This window comes from Corynebacterium canis (assembly GCF_030408595.1).
Taxonomy (GTDB): domain Bacteria; phylum Actinomycetota; class Actinomycetes; order Mycobacteriales; family Mycobacteriaceae; genus Corynebacterium; species Corynebacterium canis.
This window is the reverse complement of sequence record NZ_CP047080.1, coordinates 2,014,010-2,029,988: the sequence shown is the minus strand read 5'-3', so window position 1 is coordinate 2,029,988 and position 15,979 is coordinate 2,014,010. Positions and strand designations below refer to the sequence as shown.

The 15,979-nt window shown below is 60.0% G+C and carries 13 protein-coding genes; 10 read left to right on the top strand and 3 right to left on the bottom strand.

Annotated elements, in window-relative coordinates:
• Positions 1 to 283: 283 nt before the first annotated feature.
• On the top strand, positions 284 to 2,134 hold the full coding sequence (gene ftsY / locus CCANI_RS08950; RefSeq protein ID WP_186750058.1) for a signal recognition particle-docking protein FtsY: 1,851 nt from the start codon (positions 284 to 286) through the stop codon (positions 2,132 to 2,134).
• Here ftsY and CCANI_RS08945 read toward each other — a convergent pair.
• On the bottom strand, positions 2,131 to 2,895 hold the full coding sequence (locus tag CCANI_RS08945) for a hypothetical protein (RefSeq protein WP_146323526.1): 765 nt from the start codon (positions 2,893 to 2,895) through the stop codon (positions 2,131 to 2,133). The genes ftsY and CCANI_RS08945 overlap by 4 nt on opposite strands.
• Positions 2,896 to 3,468: 573 nt before the next feature.
• Here CCANI_RS08945 and CCANI_RS08940 point away from each other — a divergent pair.
• The 6 genes from CCANI_RS08940 to CCANI_RS08915 all read left to right on the top strand — a co-directional run bounded on the left by CCANI_RS08940 (position 3,469) and on the right by CCANI_RS08915 (position 10,180).
• A complete protein-coding gene (locus tag CCANI_RS08940; RefSeq protein ID WP_146323527.1) occupies positions 3,469 to 3,807 on the top strand; it encodes a P-II family nitrogen regulator in 339 nt (112 codons plus the stop codon).
• 269 nt (positions 3,808 to 4,076) lie between these two features.
• A complete protein-coding gene (locus CCANI_RS08935) occupies positions 4,077 to 5,384 on the top strand; it encodes an ammonium transporter (protein WP_146323528.1) in 1,308 nt (435 codons plus the stop codon).
• A 27-nt stretch (positions 5,385 to 5,411) separates the two neighbouring features.
• Positions 5,412 to 5,750: a P-II family nitrogen regulator gene (locus tag CCANI_RS08930; protein WP_146323529.1), complete on the top strand. Its 339-nt coding sequence runs from the start codon at positions 5,412 to 5,414 to the stop codon at positions 5,748 to 5,750.
• 4 nt (positions 5,751 to 5,754) lie between these two features.
• Positions 5,755 to 7,845, top strand: a complete 2,091-nt coding sequence (locus CCANI_RS08925; RefSeq protein WP_146323530.1) for a [protein-PII] uridylyltransferase — start codon at positions 5,755 to 5,757, stop codon at positions 7,843 to 7,845.
• A 42-nt stretch (positions 7,846 to 7,887) separates the two neighbouring features.
• Entirely contained in the window at positions 7,888 to 9,492 is a 1,605-nt protein-coding gene (ffh, locus tag CCANI_RS08920; RefSeq protein WP_146323531.1) for a signal recognition particle protein, read from the top strand.
• A gap of 304 nt (positions 9,493 to 9,796) precedes the next feature.
• Positions 9,797 to 10,180 (top strand): hypothetical protein, encoded by a 384-nt coding sequence (locus tag CCANI_RS08915; protein WP_146323532.1) that lies wholly within the window; start codon positions 9,797 to 9,799, stop codon positions 10,178 to 10,180.
• Between the two features lie 1,193 nt (positions 10,181 to 11,373).
• On the opposite strand, the gene CCANI_RS08910 is transcribed toward CCANI_RS08915, so the two are convergent.
• Complete coding sequence (locus CCANI_RS08910) at positions 11,374 to 12,345, bottom strand: YeiH family protein (RefSeq protein WP_146323533.1); 972 nt, start codon at positions 12,343 to 12,345, stop codon at positions 11,374 to 11,376.
• Positions 12,346 to 12,572: 227 nt separating this feature from the next.
• Between CCANI_RS08910 and rpsP the strand changes: the two genes are divergently transcribed.
• The 3 genes from rpsP (at position 12,573) to trmD (ending at position 14,508) form a co-directional block, all read left to right on the top strand.
• Positions 12,573 to 13,046 (top strand): 30S ribosomal protein S16, encoded by a 474-nt coding sequence (gene rpsP, locus CCANI_RS08905; protein WP_146323534.1) that lies wholly within the window; start codon positions 12,573 to 12,575, stop codon positions 13,044 to 13,046.
• Between the two features lie 119 nt (positions 13,047 to 13,165).
• Positions 13,166 to 13,669 carry a ribosome maturation factor RimM gene (gene rimM, locus CCANI_RS08900; protein ID WP_146323535.1) on the top strand — a complete coding sequence of 168 codons (504 nt, stop codon included), beginning with the start codon at positions 13,166 to 13,168 and terminating at the stop codon, positions 13,667 to 13,669.
• Positions 13,669 to 14,508: a tRNA (guanosine(37)-N1)-methyltransferase TrmD gene (gene trmD, locus CCANI_RS08895; protein WP_146323536.1), complete on the top strand. Its 840-nt coding sequence runs from the start codon at positions 13,669 to 13,671 to the stop codon at positions 14,506 to 14,508. The genes rimM and trmD overlap by 1 nt, the downstream gene beginning before the upstream one ends.
• Here the strand turns inward: trmD and CCANI_RS08890 are convergent.
• A complete protein-coding gene (locus CCANI_RS08890) occupies positions 14,505 to 15,890 on the bottom strand; it encodes a hypothetical protein (protein WP_146323537.1) in 1,386 nt (461 codons plus the stop codon). The genes trmD and CCANI_RS08890 overlap by 4 nt on opposite strands.
• Between the last annotated feature and the right edge of the window lie 89 nt (positions 15,891 to 15,979).

Sequence of the window (15,979 nt, the reverse complement as noted above, 5' to 3'; positions counted from 1 at the left end):
TAGCATTTGTGATCTATTCTTTATCTGAGTTGATAGACGCATCCGCAATGGGGTTCTTATCCATTCGGCGCCGCTTGTCATTTCCAATGCATTGTCGCCCGCGTGGCGGTATGCTGCGGTGTGGCCTGCGGTTACGCGCGCACGCGCGTGGGATAGGTGCACAAATTCGCGAAATTATTTCAGGTCTGGCGTTCGTCTGTATTCGCACACCAAAATGGGCAGCGCACTAAAAAATCATGCGCAAAACGTGAGGAATGTCGCTGAACCTGCAAGTATGGAGGTTATGGACATGACTTATCTGATCATTGGCGTCGTGGTCGTCATCCTTATTGTGGTGGCGCTTGTAGTGGTCCTCGGTTTGCTCAGGCAGAAGAGTAAGACCATCACTTTTGCTGAGGACGAGTCGCCGAAGGAGCTCACTCAACAGGAAAAGTCTGGAAACTATCAGGCTTCCGGGGGGTTCAACTTTGCCCCTGCGAATGCTCCTCAGCCGGAACCGGAGGTTTTGCGTGGTCAGAGGTTTGAGGAATCCACCCCCGTTTCGAGGGCGCAGCACGAGGCTCCCGAGGGCCAGACGGGAGCAGCAGATTCACTATCTTCGGGTCCGGCGATCCCCCCTGAGCGTCCCGGGCCAAAGCATGCGGAGGCTGAGCACACGCCGCCGGTCGAGGCGCCCGCAACCCCTCCGCTGTTTAGCGACCTCACGGATCCGACCCATACGACCGTCGAGTTCACCATGCCCGAACGTCCGGAGCGCGAGATCGTAGAGGCCGAGGTCGTCGAGGATCAAACGTTCGAACCCGCCGCGAGTGAGGATGTTCAAACCGCTCCCCGGCACGCTGCGGAGGGGGATAAGCTGCCCTTCGAGCCGCCTGTGGTCGAGCGCACTAGCGATCCGCTTTTCGACGTCCCGCCCACACCGTCTGCGCCCGAGGACCACGCCGTGCGCGGCGCCGTCGGCGAAGTTGGCGGCGAATCGATTGTGGAGCCAGAGCCAGAGCCCCAGCCGGAACCGGAGCCCCATTTCCCGGACACACCTTTGTTCGAATCGGTTGCCGAGGAAAACCCCGTGGAGTTGTCTGCGATCCGGGAGGCCGAGGATGCCGCTGAGGCCGCCCGCGCCCAAGCAGATGCGGCGGTCACGGCGCTCGATGAGACCCCGACCCCGGTAGATGTTCCGCCTTCCGCCCGGCCCACCGAGGTTGAAGAGATCGCACCCGCTGTGGGGCGTTTGGGCAGGTTGCGTGGCCGATTGTCGCGTTCGCAAAACGTCATCGGCCAGGGCGTGCTCGGCATATTAAGCGCCGGCGACCTCGACGAGGACGCGTGGGAGGAGATCGAGGACACCCTGCTCATGGCGGACCTGGGCACGAAGGTGACCATGCAGGTGGTGGATGCGCTTCGGGAGAAGATCGCGGAGCGCGGCGTAGCCAGCGAGGCGCAAGCGCGTGCGATGCTTCGGGAGACGTTGATCGAGGCCTGCAAACCCGAGCTGGACCGTTCGATCAAGGCCATGCCAAATGGCGGCAAGCCCGCGGTGGTCCTCGTCGTGGGCGTCAATGGGACCGGGAAAACCACGACTACCGGCAAGCTCGCACGTGTGCTCGTTTCCATGGGGCATACGGTGTTGTTGGGCGCGGCCGATACGTTCCGGGCTGCGGCCGCCGATCAGCTGGAAACCTGGGGTCGCCGAGTTGGTGCTTCCACTGTGCGCGGGGCGGAAGGCGCGGACCCGGCATCCGTGGCTTTCGACGCCGTGGCGCGCGGCGTCGAAAAGCAAGTCGACGTTGTGCTCATCGATACGGCCGGGCGTTTGCACACCTCCGTTGGGCTGATGGATCAGCTGGGCAAGGTCAAACGTGTGGTCGAGAAGAAGGCGGAGGTGGACGAGGTGCTGCTGGTGCTGGATGCCACCGTGGGGCAAAACGGCCTGATGCAGGCGCGCACCTTCCGCGATGTGGTGGACATCACCGGCGTGGTGTTGACCAAGCTCGACGGCACGGCCAAGGGCGGCATTGTGTTCCAGGTGCAGGAAGAGCTCGGCGTGCCGGTCAAGCTCGTTGGGCTCGGCGAAGGCGCGGATGATCTGGCCCCGTTCGAAGCCGAAAGTTTTGTCGACGCCTTGCTTGGCTAGGCGCACAAATGCACCGGCATATTGGTGGCAACTGACGTGCTAAGGATCTGTGTGAGCGGGGGGACGCACAGAAAATCCGCACCCGTGTACGGACGTTGGCGTACCACCCAATTGGCGGGCTTGGTGCCGATGCCGATGCCGGAAAACCGGGAGCCATCGTCGCCCACGAGGGTGGCCACCCCGTAACTCATGCGCTGCTGAACGCGGTTCGCGCGCAAAATGGTGCGGCCCAGCTTTTGCACGGTGATCCCGGCGGGTCCGTACCCAATTTCGATGCGGTTCTTGTGGGCCACGATGCGGCCGTGGCTGGAATGGCAGAATTCGGAACCGTCCAGTTCGTTGATCAGCGCCCAGCCGAGGATATCGGTTTCGATGGCGTTAAAGGTCTCCAATTCCGTGAGCGCGAGGCGGGCGGCGTGCGGGGAAATATACTCGCAGCCGGATTGGGGCATGATGCTGAGCAGGGTGGGAAAGTCGCGCGGGGTGGTGTGTTGCAGGTATTCCTCAAAGAGCGTGACGGAAAATCGGGTGCCGATGCGGACCCGTTCGTAGATCTGATTGGGGTGGCTGCAACAGGTCTCCAGCCATTGGCGGATCACCCAGCTGAGCTCCTCCCAGGTGTCTTCGGGGATCGCGCTGCCCGCGGGGCGTCGCGGTTCGGCGAGGCCGTGGTTGAAGCCGATCAGGGCAGGGTCGCACGGGAAGTCGGAGACCTTGCCGTCGGCGATGCATGTGCAGGGGATGAATGCCTCAAGCCCCATGTCCCCTCCTCGGTACAGCTGCCGTAACGAGCCTCCAAGCTACCATCGGCGGGCACGGTGAGTCGTGGGTGAGGGCGGACGGGGGTAACCCGATGGTGCTGCCTGCTACACATACGAAAATTCAATTGTTTGTTCGCATAAAGCGATGGAAATTCAATGGAACACAATACAAGGTGAGTCTTGTTCGTTCGCCGGGGCGCGAATTCCTGCCTTTAAAGTGCACGATTTATGTGGCGATTTTTGCGTCTGCGCACGTCACCGGCTATCTTCGAGGATTGTGTAATGTTTCTTTGCGCTGTTGCGATGAAGTAGTTACAAGGGCTTAAACGCGTAATGTGAATCGGCGATTCGGTCTGGTGCGGGCGCCGTGTAGCTTATGTGGTGTAGGCCTTAAAAAACTTTCCGGATGGTTTGGAAATATATAAGCTCAGCACGCGGTTGGATGATATGTATCAGACGACTCGATTGTTGATACACAAAAACACCCAACCGCCTAACAGGTTTGCGCTGTTAGGCGGTTGGCTTTTGGCGGCTCCGTTAGACTCGACCTGAGCGATCTGATTGGAGGCTGTTATGAAATTGGTCACCGCCGTGGTGAAGCCGTTTACCTTGGACCAGATCAAGGAGGCGCTGGAGCAGGTTGGCGTCCTGGGGATGACGGTGACTGAGGCACAAGGGTTCGGACAACAGAAAGGGCATTCGGAGGTGTATCGGGGTGCCGAATACGCCGTAGATTTTGTGCCCAAACTAAAAATCGAGGTTGTGGTCGCGGAGGACTATCTGGAGGAAGTGATCCAAGCCATCGTTGAGGCCGCCCGCACCGGCAAGGTCGGCGACGGCAAATTGTGGGTGGTGCACGTGGATGATCTGGTGCGGGTGCGCACCGGCGAGCGCGGCGAAGCGGCGCTGTAGGGGGCGACCCTTCCCACGTCAAGGGGTTGCGCCGTGGGCGCGGGGTTGCGCTTGCGCGGGGCTGTGCTGTGGGGTGCGGCGCCGTGTGTACGTGCGTGGGGATCGTTTGGGGGAATGCTGAATGAAACCCGCCTTGACTGGCGGGTTTTGTGCTTTCTGCGATCGCGTCTGCCGTTTTTCTATCGTTCGATTGAAATTGTTTCTATCGAGTGATAGATTTCCGTCTGTCAGTTGATGGAACTCATGCCCACGGGCAGAAGGAGACTGAAATGGAGACTGGGAACGCAGCATGGATTTTGGTCTCAGCGTCGCTGGTTTTTCTGATGACGCCGGCGCTGGCGTTGTTCTACGGTGGGATGTCCCGGCAAAAGTCGGTGCTCAATATGATGATGATGTCGTTCGGGGCCCTTGGCGTGGTGTCCGTGCTGTATGTCTTGTGGGGCTGGTCCATGTCCTACGGCACGCAATCACTCGCCGGGATTGTCGCTAACCCGTTCGAACTCTTTGGTTTGCAGCGCAGCATCACGGACGCGGACGGCGGCTATATCGCGGGAGCCAACGGCTACCCCAACGTTATCGACGTGTGCTTTCAGCTCACCTTCGCGGTGATTTCCGCCGCGTTGATCTCGGGTGCCATTGCGGAACGTGTGAAATTCTCCACTTGGCTGGTGTTTATCGGGTGCTGGGTGACGCTGGTGTACTTCCCGTTGGCCCACATGGTGTGGGGCGGGGGACTGCTCGCCCACGGCGAACATGGGTTCGCAGCCTGGATGTTTGGCACCGTCGCGGAAGCGGGGGAGCGGGTCGCCGTGATCCAACCCGTGGACTTCGCCGGCGGAACAGTCGTACATATTTCCGCAGGCACCACGGCGTTTGTCCTTGCCCTGCTAGTGGGCAAGCGTCGAAACTTTATGCGAGCCCCGCATCGCCCGCATAACCTGCCGATGGTGATGCTGGGTGCCGGTTTGCTGTGGTTCGGCTGGTTCGGTTTCAACGGCGGCTCGGCGTTCGCCGCGGACGGGCTTGCGGGCCTTGCGTGGCTCAACACCACTGCGGCCGCAGCTGCCGCAATGCTGGGATGGCTGCTGGTGGAGCGCCTGCGTGATGGGCACGCGACGTCGTTAGGCGCGGCGTCGGGAATCGTGGCGGGGCTGGTGGCAATCACCCCGGCCGCAGGCGCGCTCACGCCGATTACGTCCCTGATCGTCGGTTTGATCGGCGGCGCCATCGCGGCGTGGGGCGTGGGCCTGAAATACCGCTATGGTTTCGATGACACGCTCGATGTGGTGGGCGTGCACTTGCTCGCGGGGCTGTGGGGAACTATCGCAATTGGGTTCTTCCATCACGATTCCGGCTTGCTTACCGGCGGCGGCAGCGACGGCCTGAAACTCCTTGTGGTGCAGGCGGTAATCGCGCTTTTCGCAATGGTGTTCGCGGCTGCTATTTCGCTGGTGGTCGGCTACGCGTTGCGGCGTACGATGGGCTGGCGCGTGGATGCGGAGGCCGAGCACATGGGCATCGACTCCAACCAGCACGGGGAATCGGCCTACGATGCTGTTGGCCCCGAAATCAGGTAACCAGATTTAACAATGAGGGAGTAGAAGATGAAACTCATCACTGCCGTGGTGAAACCCTTCACGCTCGAGGACGTCAAAGAAGCGCTCGAACAGGTTGGCGTGTACGGGATGACCGTGACGGAAATCCAGGGCTTCGGCCAGCAAAAAGGCCATACCGAGGTGTATCGAGGCGCCGAATACGCTGTCGATTTCGTGCCCAAAGTCAAGATCGAAATCGTGGTCAGCAACGAACAGGCGGACGAGGTCGTTCGCACCGTTGTAGATACCGCCCGCACCGGCAAGATCGGCGACGGCAAAGTGTGGGTCACCGACGTTGAGGAGCTGGTCCGCGTGCGTACCGGCGAGCGCGGTAACGACGCACTCTAAGCCCGTGACGCTTCTCGACGCCGCCGCCATCCGCGCCGCAGCCCACTCCGAAGTCCGCACGTTGCTGGGGGCTTTGGTGTTGCCGCCCGGCACGGCACTGGCGGCCACGGGATCCTTTGCCCGCGGCGAATCTACCCCGTATTCCGATATCGATCTGCTGCTGATTTACCGTGGGCAGCTGCCGGAAACGGACGCCGTGTGGTACCCGATCTGGGACGCCAAAAAGCGCCTCGATCACGCTGTGCGCACCCCAAAAGAATGTGCGGAAATGGTGGATGCGGATACCACCGCGGCCTTGGCGTTGCTCGATCTTCAGTTCGTTGCGGGAGACGCCGAGCTTATCGCGGAAACCACGCGGCTCGTTCGCACCCAATGGCGGCGCACTTTGCCGAAGAAGTTCAATACTGTGGTCGATACCGCCATAGCGCGCTGGAACCGTTCCGGATCCTTGGTGAGCATGACCCGCCCAGACCTTAAGCACGGCCGCGGGGGGCTGCGGGATTACGAGCTGTTGTCCGCCCTGGCGCTCGGCAATCTGTGCGATATGCCGCCTTTGGGGGAAGAGCGCCGCCTGCTGCTGGATGTGCGCACCCTGTTGCATGTGGAGGCGCGCCGAGCGCGCGATGTGCTCGATCCGGAATTCGCCACAGATATCGCCGCCCACCTTGGGTTTAGCGATCGTCTGGAGCTTTCCCGAGCGCTCGCCGACGCCGGCCGTAATATCGATTCCGCGCTGACCCAGGCGATGGCTTCGGCCCGGCAAATCCTGCGCAGGCCGCGGGTGTTTCCGCGCGGCGGTCGCTCACACACTCGCCCACTCGACTTGGGGGTGGTGGATGCGGACGGCGAGATCCGCCTGCGCCGCAACCAATCTCTCGACGACCCCGGTCTTGTGTTGCGCGTCGGCGCCGCCGCCGCTCGAACTGGTTTGCCCGTGGCGGAGTCGGTGTGGCGCAGCCTGGAGCGCACGCCTGAGCTGCCCACCCCGTGGACGCACACTGCGGTCAATGATTTTTTCGCGCTGCTCGGCTCCCCGGAGCATAGCTGCCGAGTGATCCTCACCATGGACGCTTACGGTGTATGGGAACGCATCGTGCCCGAGTGGACTCACATTCGTGGCCGCATGCCGGCGGAACCCAACCATATCAACACCATCGATGTGCATTCCTTGAATACGGTGGCCTTGTGCGCCAACGCCAGCGTGCACGTGTCCCGCCCGGATCTCTTGCTGCTCGCGGCGTTGTTTCACGATATCGGCAAGGGCTACGGCAGGTCCCATTCCCAGGTCGGCGCGGAGTATGTGGTGCAGATGGCCGCCCGCATGGGTCTTCATATCCGCGATCGCATGTGTGTACAAACCCTGGTGGCGGAGCACACCCTGATGGCAAAACTCGCGGCCACCCGTGACCCATGGGAGGACGCCACCCGCGATGAACTCCTTGACGCCCTCCACTACGACCTCCTCACCGTCGAACTATTGCGCGAACTTACGGAGGCCGATGCCCGCGCGACCGGCCCGGGAGTGTGGAATGCGCGGGTCGAACGCGGCGTCGATACGCTGGCCAAGCGAGCCCGCAGTGCGCTGACTGCGCTGCACCCGCATCGCCCATATGTTTCAGCGCCCACGGACCTTGGGCTAGCCACCGATGGCGATACCGCGCACATCCATTGGCGCGGCGCGCCCGGCGAAGTTACCCGCCTATTGGCCACAATTGCCGCAAAGGGCTGGAACATTACCGCTGCGGCGTTAGTCGTGGACCAGGGCACCGCGCGGGCAGAGTTTACGGTGCGCGCGATGCAGGCCGAAGGATTCAATGAAGAACAATTCGTACAAGCGTACAAATCCGGCGTGTTTCACGCGTTGCCGGAAATGCCGCCTGCAGCCACGGCGACGCACTGGTTCGGCAATGTGCTCGAAGTGCGCGCGGTAGACCGGCGCGGAGCGTTCGGGGCGCTCATCGAAACGCTACCCGAATACACGTGGGGTACGGCTGAGTTACCCGGTGCCACCATGATCGCGCGCTTTCACCTCGCGGGGGATTACGATCGCGCAACAGTGGAGCGCGACGTGGCCCGCGTGCTGGCAACCAGCTAGCATGGTGGGGATTAACTCACAACCATTTGGGAGAGATAGCACGTGTTCGAGTCGCTTTCAGATCGCCTGACAAACGCCCTTACCGGCCTTCGCGGCAAAGGCAAGCTTACCGAAGCCGATATCAATGCCACCGCCCGCGAGATTCGCTTGGCGTTGCTGGAGGCGGACGTTTCCTTGCCTGTGGTACGGGCGTTTATCCGCCGCATTAAGGAACGCGCACTTGGCGTCGCTGTTTCCGAGGCGTTGAACCCCGCCCAGCAGGTGGTGAAGATCGTTAATGAGGAGCTGGTGGAGATCCTCGGCGGCGAAACGCGGCGGCTGAAGCTGGCTAAGAATCCACCGACGGTGATCATGCTCGCCGGTTTGCAGGGTGCGGGTAAGACCACGCTCGCCGGGAAGTTAGCCAAACATTTGGCCGATCAGGGGCACACGCCGATGTTGGTGGCTTGTGATCTGCAGCGCCCCGGTGCGGTGCAGCAATTGCAGATCGTCGCTGGGCGCGCCGGGGTGCAGTGTTTTGCGCCGGACCCGGGTACTTCGTTAGACACGCTTGATCATGAGATGGGCAGTTCTCATGGTGACCCAGTGGATGTGGCGCGCCGTGGTATTGAGGAGGCCAAACGCACGCAGCATGATGTGGTGATCGTGGATACCGCCGGCCGCCTCGGCATCGACGAAACGTTGATGACCCAGGCCCGAAATATTCGCGACGCCGTGTCCCCCGACGAAGTGCTCTTTGTTATCGACGCAATGATTGGCCAGGACGCCGTGGCCACCGCCGAAGCCTTCCGCGACGGCGTGGACTTTACTGGCGTGGTCTTGACCAAACTGGATGGCGACGCCCGCGGTGGCGCTGCCCTCTCTATCCGCGAGGTCACCGGTAAACCCATCTTGTACGCCTCCACCGGTGAGAAGCTCGAAGATTTCGATGTGTTCCACCCGGAGCGTATGGCCAGCCGAATCTTGGGTATGGGTGACGTGCTGACCCTGATCGAGCAGGCCGAACGGGTTATCGACCAAGAAAAGTCCATCGAGGCCGCCACCAAGTTGGGCAGTGGCGAGCTCACCTTGGAGGACTTCCTTGAACAAATGCTGATGGTGCGCCGGATGGGCCCATTGGGCAATATCTTGAAGATGCTGCCTGGTGGCAAACAAATGTCCGAAATGGCGGATATGGTCGATGAGAAACAGCTCGACCGGATCCAGGCCATTATTCGTGGCATGACGCCCGCCGAGCGCCAGAATCCCAAGATCCTCAATGCTTCCCGCCGTAAGCGTATTGCGCAGGGTTCCGGTGTGAGCGTCACCGACGTGAACCAACTGGTCGAACGCTTTTTTGAGGCCAAGAAGATGATGGGGCAGATGGCCAACCAGTTCGGCATGGGCGGCGGCCGCAGCGCCACCAAGAAAAAGGCCAAGGGCCGCAAGACCAAGAGCGGCAAGCGCAAGGCGGCCAAGAGCCGTCCCATGGGCGGCGCCGCCAACATGGCTGAGCTGCAGAAACTCCAGCAGCAAATGGGCATGGGTGGAGGTTTCCCAGGCATGGGCGGCGGTGCCGGAATGCCCAAGCTACCCAAAGGCATGGAGGGCATTGACTTGAACAACCTCGACTTCGGCCAAGGCCCCGGCGGCAAGAAAAAGCGCTAACAGGTTCGCCCCCGCCTGGGGGCGCTTCTGCTGCCGATTTTTGGCAGCTCTCCGGATGCGCTGCGTGGTGTACCCGAATGGTGATTGCTAGCTGCGGTGTTGGCAGGTATTGTCACTGACCTAACTTTGCACATACCACCTAGTGTCAGGGGTAAAATCACCTCTTCACTATGCTCTATCAGGCGGTTTAAGACATTCGCTGCTGTGCTTCGAAAATGCGTTTAGAGTAATCATTGAACAATGTGGAGCGCTCAGTTACAATTCAGAGTTAACTTAGGTTGGTTGCACTGAAACAACCCTAGTTATGTCTATATGTATCTCAGCGCTTTCTCTAGGAGATGGCACGCAAATCGTCACAGTTTCACCAGATGAGATGGCCCAAGAATTTCGGTTTAGTTTTGCAGGTTGTTACCTTGAAATGAAATATGGATATGTATTGGTTCGGCCTGATCAATTTGCTGAACCGGAAAAAATAATTGATCCCGCGTGGGCGCAAGACACTGCTGGAAATAAGGTAAAGACTTATTTTGAAGTTGATGGAGACGCTTTAATCCAGCATGTTGATAAAAGTGTGAATGGCGCTCCAGTTGGCGCTCTCGGACTCGGCTACTGTGCCGGTAAGGTTCGAGCAGCGGGTCCAAGGTATGACGCGCCAAACCTTGCGTTCCCTTATGCAACTAGATGCTAAGAGGGGAGATGCCCCTTTTGGGGGAAGATATGGAACGTAGCTCGCTTATTATACTGGTGGGTATACCAATAGTTATCTGGATTTCATTGTATTTGCGGAGGAAAACTACAAATGGCTGGCTGTTCGTTGCAGCGTTTCTGAGCACTTGTGCCTCATTGGCTCTATTGCTTCGAGGCTATTTTGAATGGTATTGGCCATGGATAGATTTTATTTCCCTTGCCAATGTATTGTTAAATGCGCTTGTGTTTTTGTTTATCGGACAAGGCAGTTCCCGTGGGAGAAGGGGCAGGGAACGGCGGGAATAGGAGATTAGTTACAGCGCATGAGATGTCCTTTTCGCCATGACGTGGTACCATATTAACCTCGACTTTTATCAAAATAATTTGAGAAAGCCTCGTCTTCCTTTGGCGTTTCAAAGTGCAAGTTCGTCACGTCATACAACACTGGTCGCCACCACGCGCAGCATAGCTCTACGTACCTGACTTAGGTCAATTTAAGTCAATTTAGTCAGGTTTTTGGGAGCCGTTCGATGATTGCGGTGACGTCGTTGGGTGTAGGGGCCTAGGTGTAGGGGCCTGGGCATGGACGGTTTGACTTCGGATGTCGAGGGTGACCGATCGGTATTTTTCAAGGTGCGCACGAGAGTCGTTTCGCGCACCAAACCCTTGCAGCCGACAATGTGAAGCTCAACACTTAGAGGTGAAGCCGAAACTCGGCGCACTCCTAGCCCACTTGTTGCTCCACGCCCTCCGCACCCCGCAGCACCTCACAACTCGCCGTAGTGTAAGCACGCCCTTTCCCTGTCTCCGTCAAATCTGCTTGGCCGCTGTCCGGCCACGTACAATCTGCCTGGCTATGCAGGATCTGCCTGGTGTTCCAATTGAACTAACCTGGGGAAATGCAGCTCGCGTCATATTTGCCGCAGGCACATCTGACGCGGCGGGCGGTGATCTTGTTCACTCAAACAGGCCCGGTGAATAACCCCCTACATGCTTGAGCACCTGCGTCGTGCCGCGACTTTTACGCACCACTTGGACACTATTTGCCCCAGCGGCAGTCCGCGCGCACTTCATCGAAGCCACCCACTAACCCTAGCAACCCCTATGAGTCCCCCAAATCCCAAATACACCACCCGAAACCCCAGGTCACTGAACTTCAATCGCAGAAAACCAACAACAGTTGTGAAGGTCGGGCTAGAGGGTGAGGGCTCCGAGGAGGGAAACCGCAGCCACGACTAGGGAGACGAGGGTTCCGAAGATAAATGGTCGGGCGCCGGCTCGGCGGAGGGTGTCTAGGGTGACGCCGGTTCCTTGGGCGAACATGGCGGCGGCGAATAGGGCGTTGCGGAGTAGTTCGATGCCGGTGATGGCGAGGCTGGGGACCGGAAGGAAGGTCCTCACAATCACCAATGCCACGAACCCAAGCACGAACACGGGGATGATCGGCGGCAGGGAGTCGGCGGCCTCGGCGTGTTTGCGTTCGATATTGCTGAGCATGGCGATCACGGGCGCGAGCAATAGCACGCGGCCGAGTTTGACGGTAACGGCGATGGGCAGCACGGCGGCCCCGGCGATCCCGCCGGCGGCGACGACTTGGCTTACTTCGTGGATGGATCCGCCGATCATCACGCCCGCCGCGTCTGGGTTCCAACCGGCCAACAGGGCGGGGAGCAGGAACATGGATGCCGTCCCCAATATCACGATCACGGCGATGGAGGTAACAAACTCGTGTTCTTCCTTTTTGGCCAGCACCCCATGGGTTGCGCTAATGGCGGCCGCCCCGCAGATCGTGCAGCCGCTGCCCACCATTAAGGCGTGGGAACGGCTCAAACCCAGCAACCGTCCGAACGCCAGTGTGGCCAAGAACCCGGCGATAATAATGCCCACGATGGTGAGCAACACCCGCCAACCCAAGGCTAAAATAGCCCCCGCGGGCACGGCGAGCCCCAATAACGCGACACCAAACTTCAATACGTGTGTGGCGGTGTAGCGGATTCCCTCGTTTGTGCTAATCGGAAGCGGGCGGATATTGCCTACCATCATGCCGAGGGCGATGGACACCAGCATTACGGAGGAAAAACCGGTGACGCGGTAGAGCGCGGCGTCGATAAGAAATGCGCAGGCGGCGCCGACAGTGCAGGCAACCACGCCCGGTAGGGTTTTCATAGGGGACACTTTACTGAGTTTGATTCAGCTGTGACCATGAATTAGGATTGCGGGGGTTGCCTGCAACAGCAAGGGTAACACTGTTCTTCCTGCGGGAACACCGCAACCGTCTACGGTCGGCCGGTACGTCACACCGCAGGTAAAACATTTCAAGGGTTGAACCGGCCGTGCCCACCCAGGGTGCGGCGACAGTACTGCCTCAGTGACTAGATATAAGGAGCCATCGCATGGCCGTAAAGATTAAATTGCAGCGTATGGGCAAGATCCGTACCCCGCACTATCGCGTTGTTGTCGCCGACGCACGCACCCGCCGCTCCGGCAAGGCTATCGAAAACCTGGGCATTTACGAGCCCAAGGCCGAGCCGTCCGTGATCCGCATTGATTCCGAGCGCGTTCAGTACTGGTTGGGCGTGGGCGCGCAGCCGACCGAACCTGTGCTCGCATTGCTGAAGGTCACCGGCGATTGGCAGAAGTTCAAGGGCATCGATGGCGCCGAGGGCACCCTGAAGGTTGCCGAGCCGAAGCCCTCCAAGCTGGATCTTTTCAACGCCGCGCTCGCCGAGGCTGCCGAAGGCCCCACCGCCGAGGCAATCACGGAGAAGAAGCGCAAGGCTAAGGAAGACAAGAAGGCTGCCGAGGCTGCCGCGAAGAACAAGGCCGCAGAGGAAGCCGCTGACGAGGTCGAGGCCGAGGACGCGTAACCGAACGCTTTTTCGTAGACACCGCAGGTTTTGGGTTGGTGCCCGAACCGGCGGTGTTTTTGCGTCTGAGGTGCGGGTGAGCTGAATCGGGCGGGTGCGGTGTTCTATGCTTGGTGGTCATGGAATTGGTTATTGGTCGTGTGGTGAAGTCGCATGGGATCCGAGGCGAGGTCGTGGTAGACGTGACCACGGATGCGCCAGATGTTCGATTCGCGGTGGGGGCCGTGCTAACGGGGTTGCAGGGTGGCCAAGAGCGCATCTTGACCGTTGAGGCGGCGCGTCCGCACCAGGGTCGCCTGCTGGTGAAGTTTGCGGAGGTGCCGGACCGCACCGTTGCGGATACCCTGCGGGGCACGAAATTTTTCGCCCCGCCGCGCGAGGATGAGGACGATGATGACGGCTTCTACGACCATGAACTCGAAGGTTTGCGCGTGATCCACGAGGGCGAAGATATTGGCGAGGTCATCGGCGTGATGCACGGCCCGGCGGGCGAGATCCTCGAGGTGCGTTTGACGGCGGGCAAGGATGCGCTGATTCCGTTCGTGTATGCGATTGTGCCGGAGGTGGATTTGGAGGCCGGCACCTGCACGATCACCCCTCCCGAGGGGTTGTTAGAACTCTGATGCGACTCGACGTTATTACGATTTTCCCCGAGTATTTGGAGCCGTTGCGCCACGCATTGCTGGGTAAGGCGATCGAGCAGGGGATCCTCGAGGTGGGCGTCCACGACCTGCGCGCTTGGGCCACCGACGTGCATAAATCCGTGGATGATACCCCCTATGGCGGCGGCCCGGGCATGGTGATGAAGCCCTCCGTGTGGGGCCCCGCGCTTGACGACGTCGCGACCGGCGACCGCCCCGGCACCTCCCTGGAGTCCGCCCTCCCGCACCGCAATGTGATTGGCATACATGATCGAACAGGAGCGGCGGAGGAGGATGCGCCGGGTGCGGGCCCGGCGAAACCGCTGTTGATCGTGCCCACCCCGGCGGGCAAACCGTTTACCCAGGCGATGGCGAGAAGCTGGTCTCAGGAGGACCATATCGTGTTTGCGTGCGGTAGGTATGAGGGGATCGATCAGCGCGTTGTCGATAATGCTTGCGAGCGGTATCGGGTGGAAGAAGTTTCGATCGGCGACTACGTGCTGATCGGCGGGGAAGTGGCGGTGCTGGTCATCGCCGAAGCCATCGTGCGGCTGATCCCCGGGGTGCTGGGCAATGCCCGCAGTCATCAGGAGGACAGCTTTTCCGATGGTCTTTTGGAAGGCCCGAGCTATACCAAACCGCAGGTGTGGCGGGGTTTGGAGGTGCCGGAGGTGTTGCGTTCCGGCAATCACGCCAAGGTGGATCGGTGGCGCCGGGATCAGGCCTTGCTTCGCACCGCGCAGCGGCGCCCCGAACTCATCGAACAATTGCGTGAATCCGGTGGTTTGAGCGCGGCGGACGAGGAGGTATTGCGCGGTTAACGCTCCGGAAGAAATACCGTCAGCTTGCCGTATTCGTCCGAATCCTCGGCCTTGTGCGTGATGGCCAGGGTGCCGTTGATTACCTGCGGGGTGGAGTCCACGGTTTCGATAATGTCCATCGAATTTTCGTTCGTGGTATCAAAGATCTGGTACTTCACGGAATGCGCCGGGGTTCCCTCTTCGGTGCGCACCAGCAACAGTGTGCCGTCCCAGCTGCCGGTGAGCAGGTTGGAGGCCGCAAAGCTGAATTGTTTATCGGCGCTATCTAGGCGGAAGAAGTGCTTCGTTTTGCCGTCGTTATCCATGGCGCCGCGGTAGGTAATCGTGCCATTTGCGGATACCACGCCGGAATCCTGCGCCTCCATCCCCGCGATGCTGTGCGCCGGGTATGTCAGGGTTTCCGAATTCCCAAGGTTGCGGTCGGTGTTGTACGGGAAAAACGTGTCCACGCCGGAGCTTCGGCTTTTGCCTTGGTGCCGGCCGTACGCATCGTAGACTTGGTAGGGTTTCGCCGGTTTGCGCGCGGCCGTCGTGGTTGGCTGTTCGGTGTCCGGCGTTTCGGGTGGAAACTCGATCCAACCTCCGCTGGTTATCGCGATGCGGGTGTCGGCGTGGTGGTTGGTGAGTTCCGCGCCGTCGGAAACCTGGAGCGTGCGGATGTCCACCGCCCCCGGCCCACCCCCGGCGGGTTGATGGCACAGCAGTATCCGATTCCGGTGAATCGCATTGCAACGTTCGTTCGGATGCAGTTTTTTGGACCACCGAATTGAATTACCGGTGATGGAGTACAGGGTGTTCGTTGTCGCCGGCCCGTCCTCGCTATTGCGCGCCACAATGATGTCGCCCTGCCGGCCGGTGCCCAGCAATTCAAAGTGGGCGTCCGCGTCGGGCGTGGGGAAGGAAAACATGCTTTTACCAGTAAACATGTGGTACGCGGTGACGTGTGAGCGCTGCCCATTGTGGCAGTACACGACGTTATTGCGGGAGACATTTGAGCAGCCCGAGGCGTAGGTTTCGTGGCGGAGGCTTTTCGACGCCGCGTTATACACCTGCAGTTTTGCCTCCCGATGCGGGTCCTCGACCTCCGCGGAGGTCACGTCTACCGCGAATGTGGCGTGGTTGCTATCCGTGCCTAGGAACCGCCCCGGCTCTGGAATGTCAACAGGGGTGACGCCATTGCGGTAGTCGTTACGCAGGAAGATGCTGGTGCTGCTTGGGGTGGCTCGGGTGTCTAACAGCGGGGTATTGGTTTTGTATTTTTCTACATTGAATGTCTGAACAGATTCATACAATGCGACGATGCACAGCAAAGCCATGATGCCAAGGAACACCTTGATGCAGTACGTGACTATTTCTGCATTCACGTTGTTAAATAAGCGCACTACCAGACTCTCTGTTGTGGCGAATGAAACGGTGGCGAATGAAACCGTGGGCACATGCGCGGCCGGCGATGCGCAAGCTAGCACGGTGC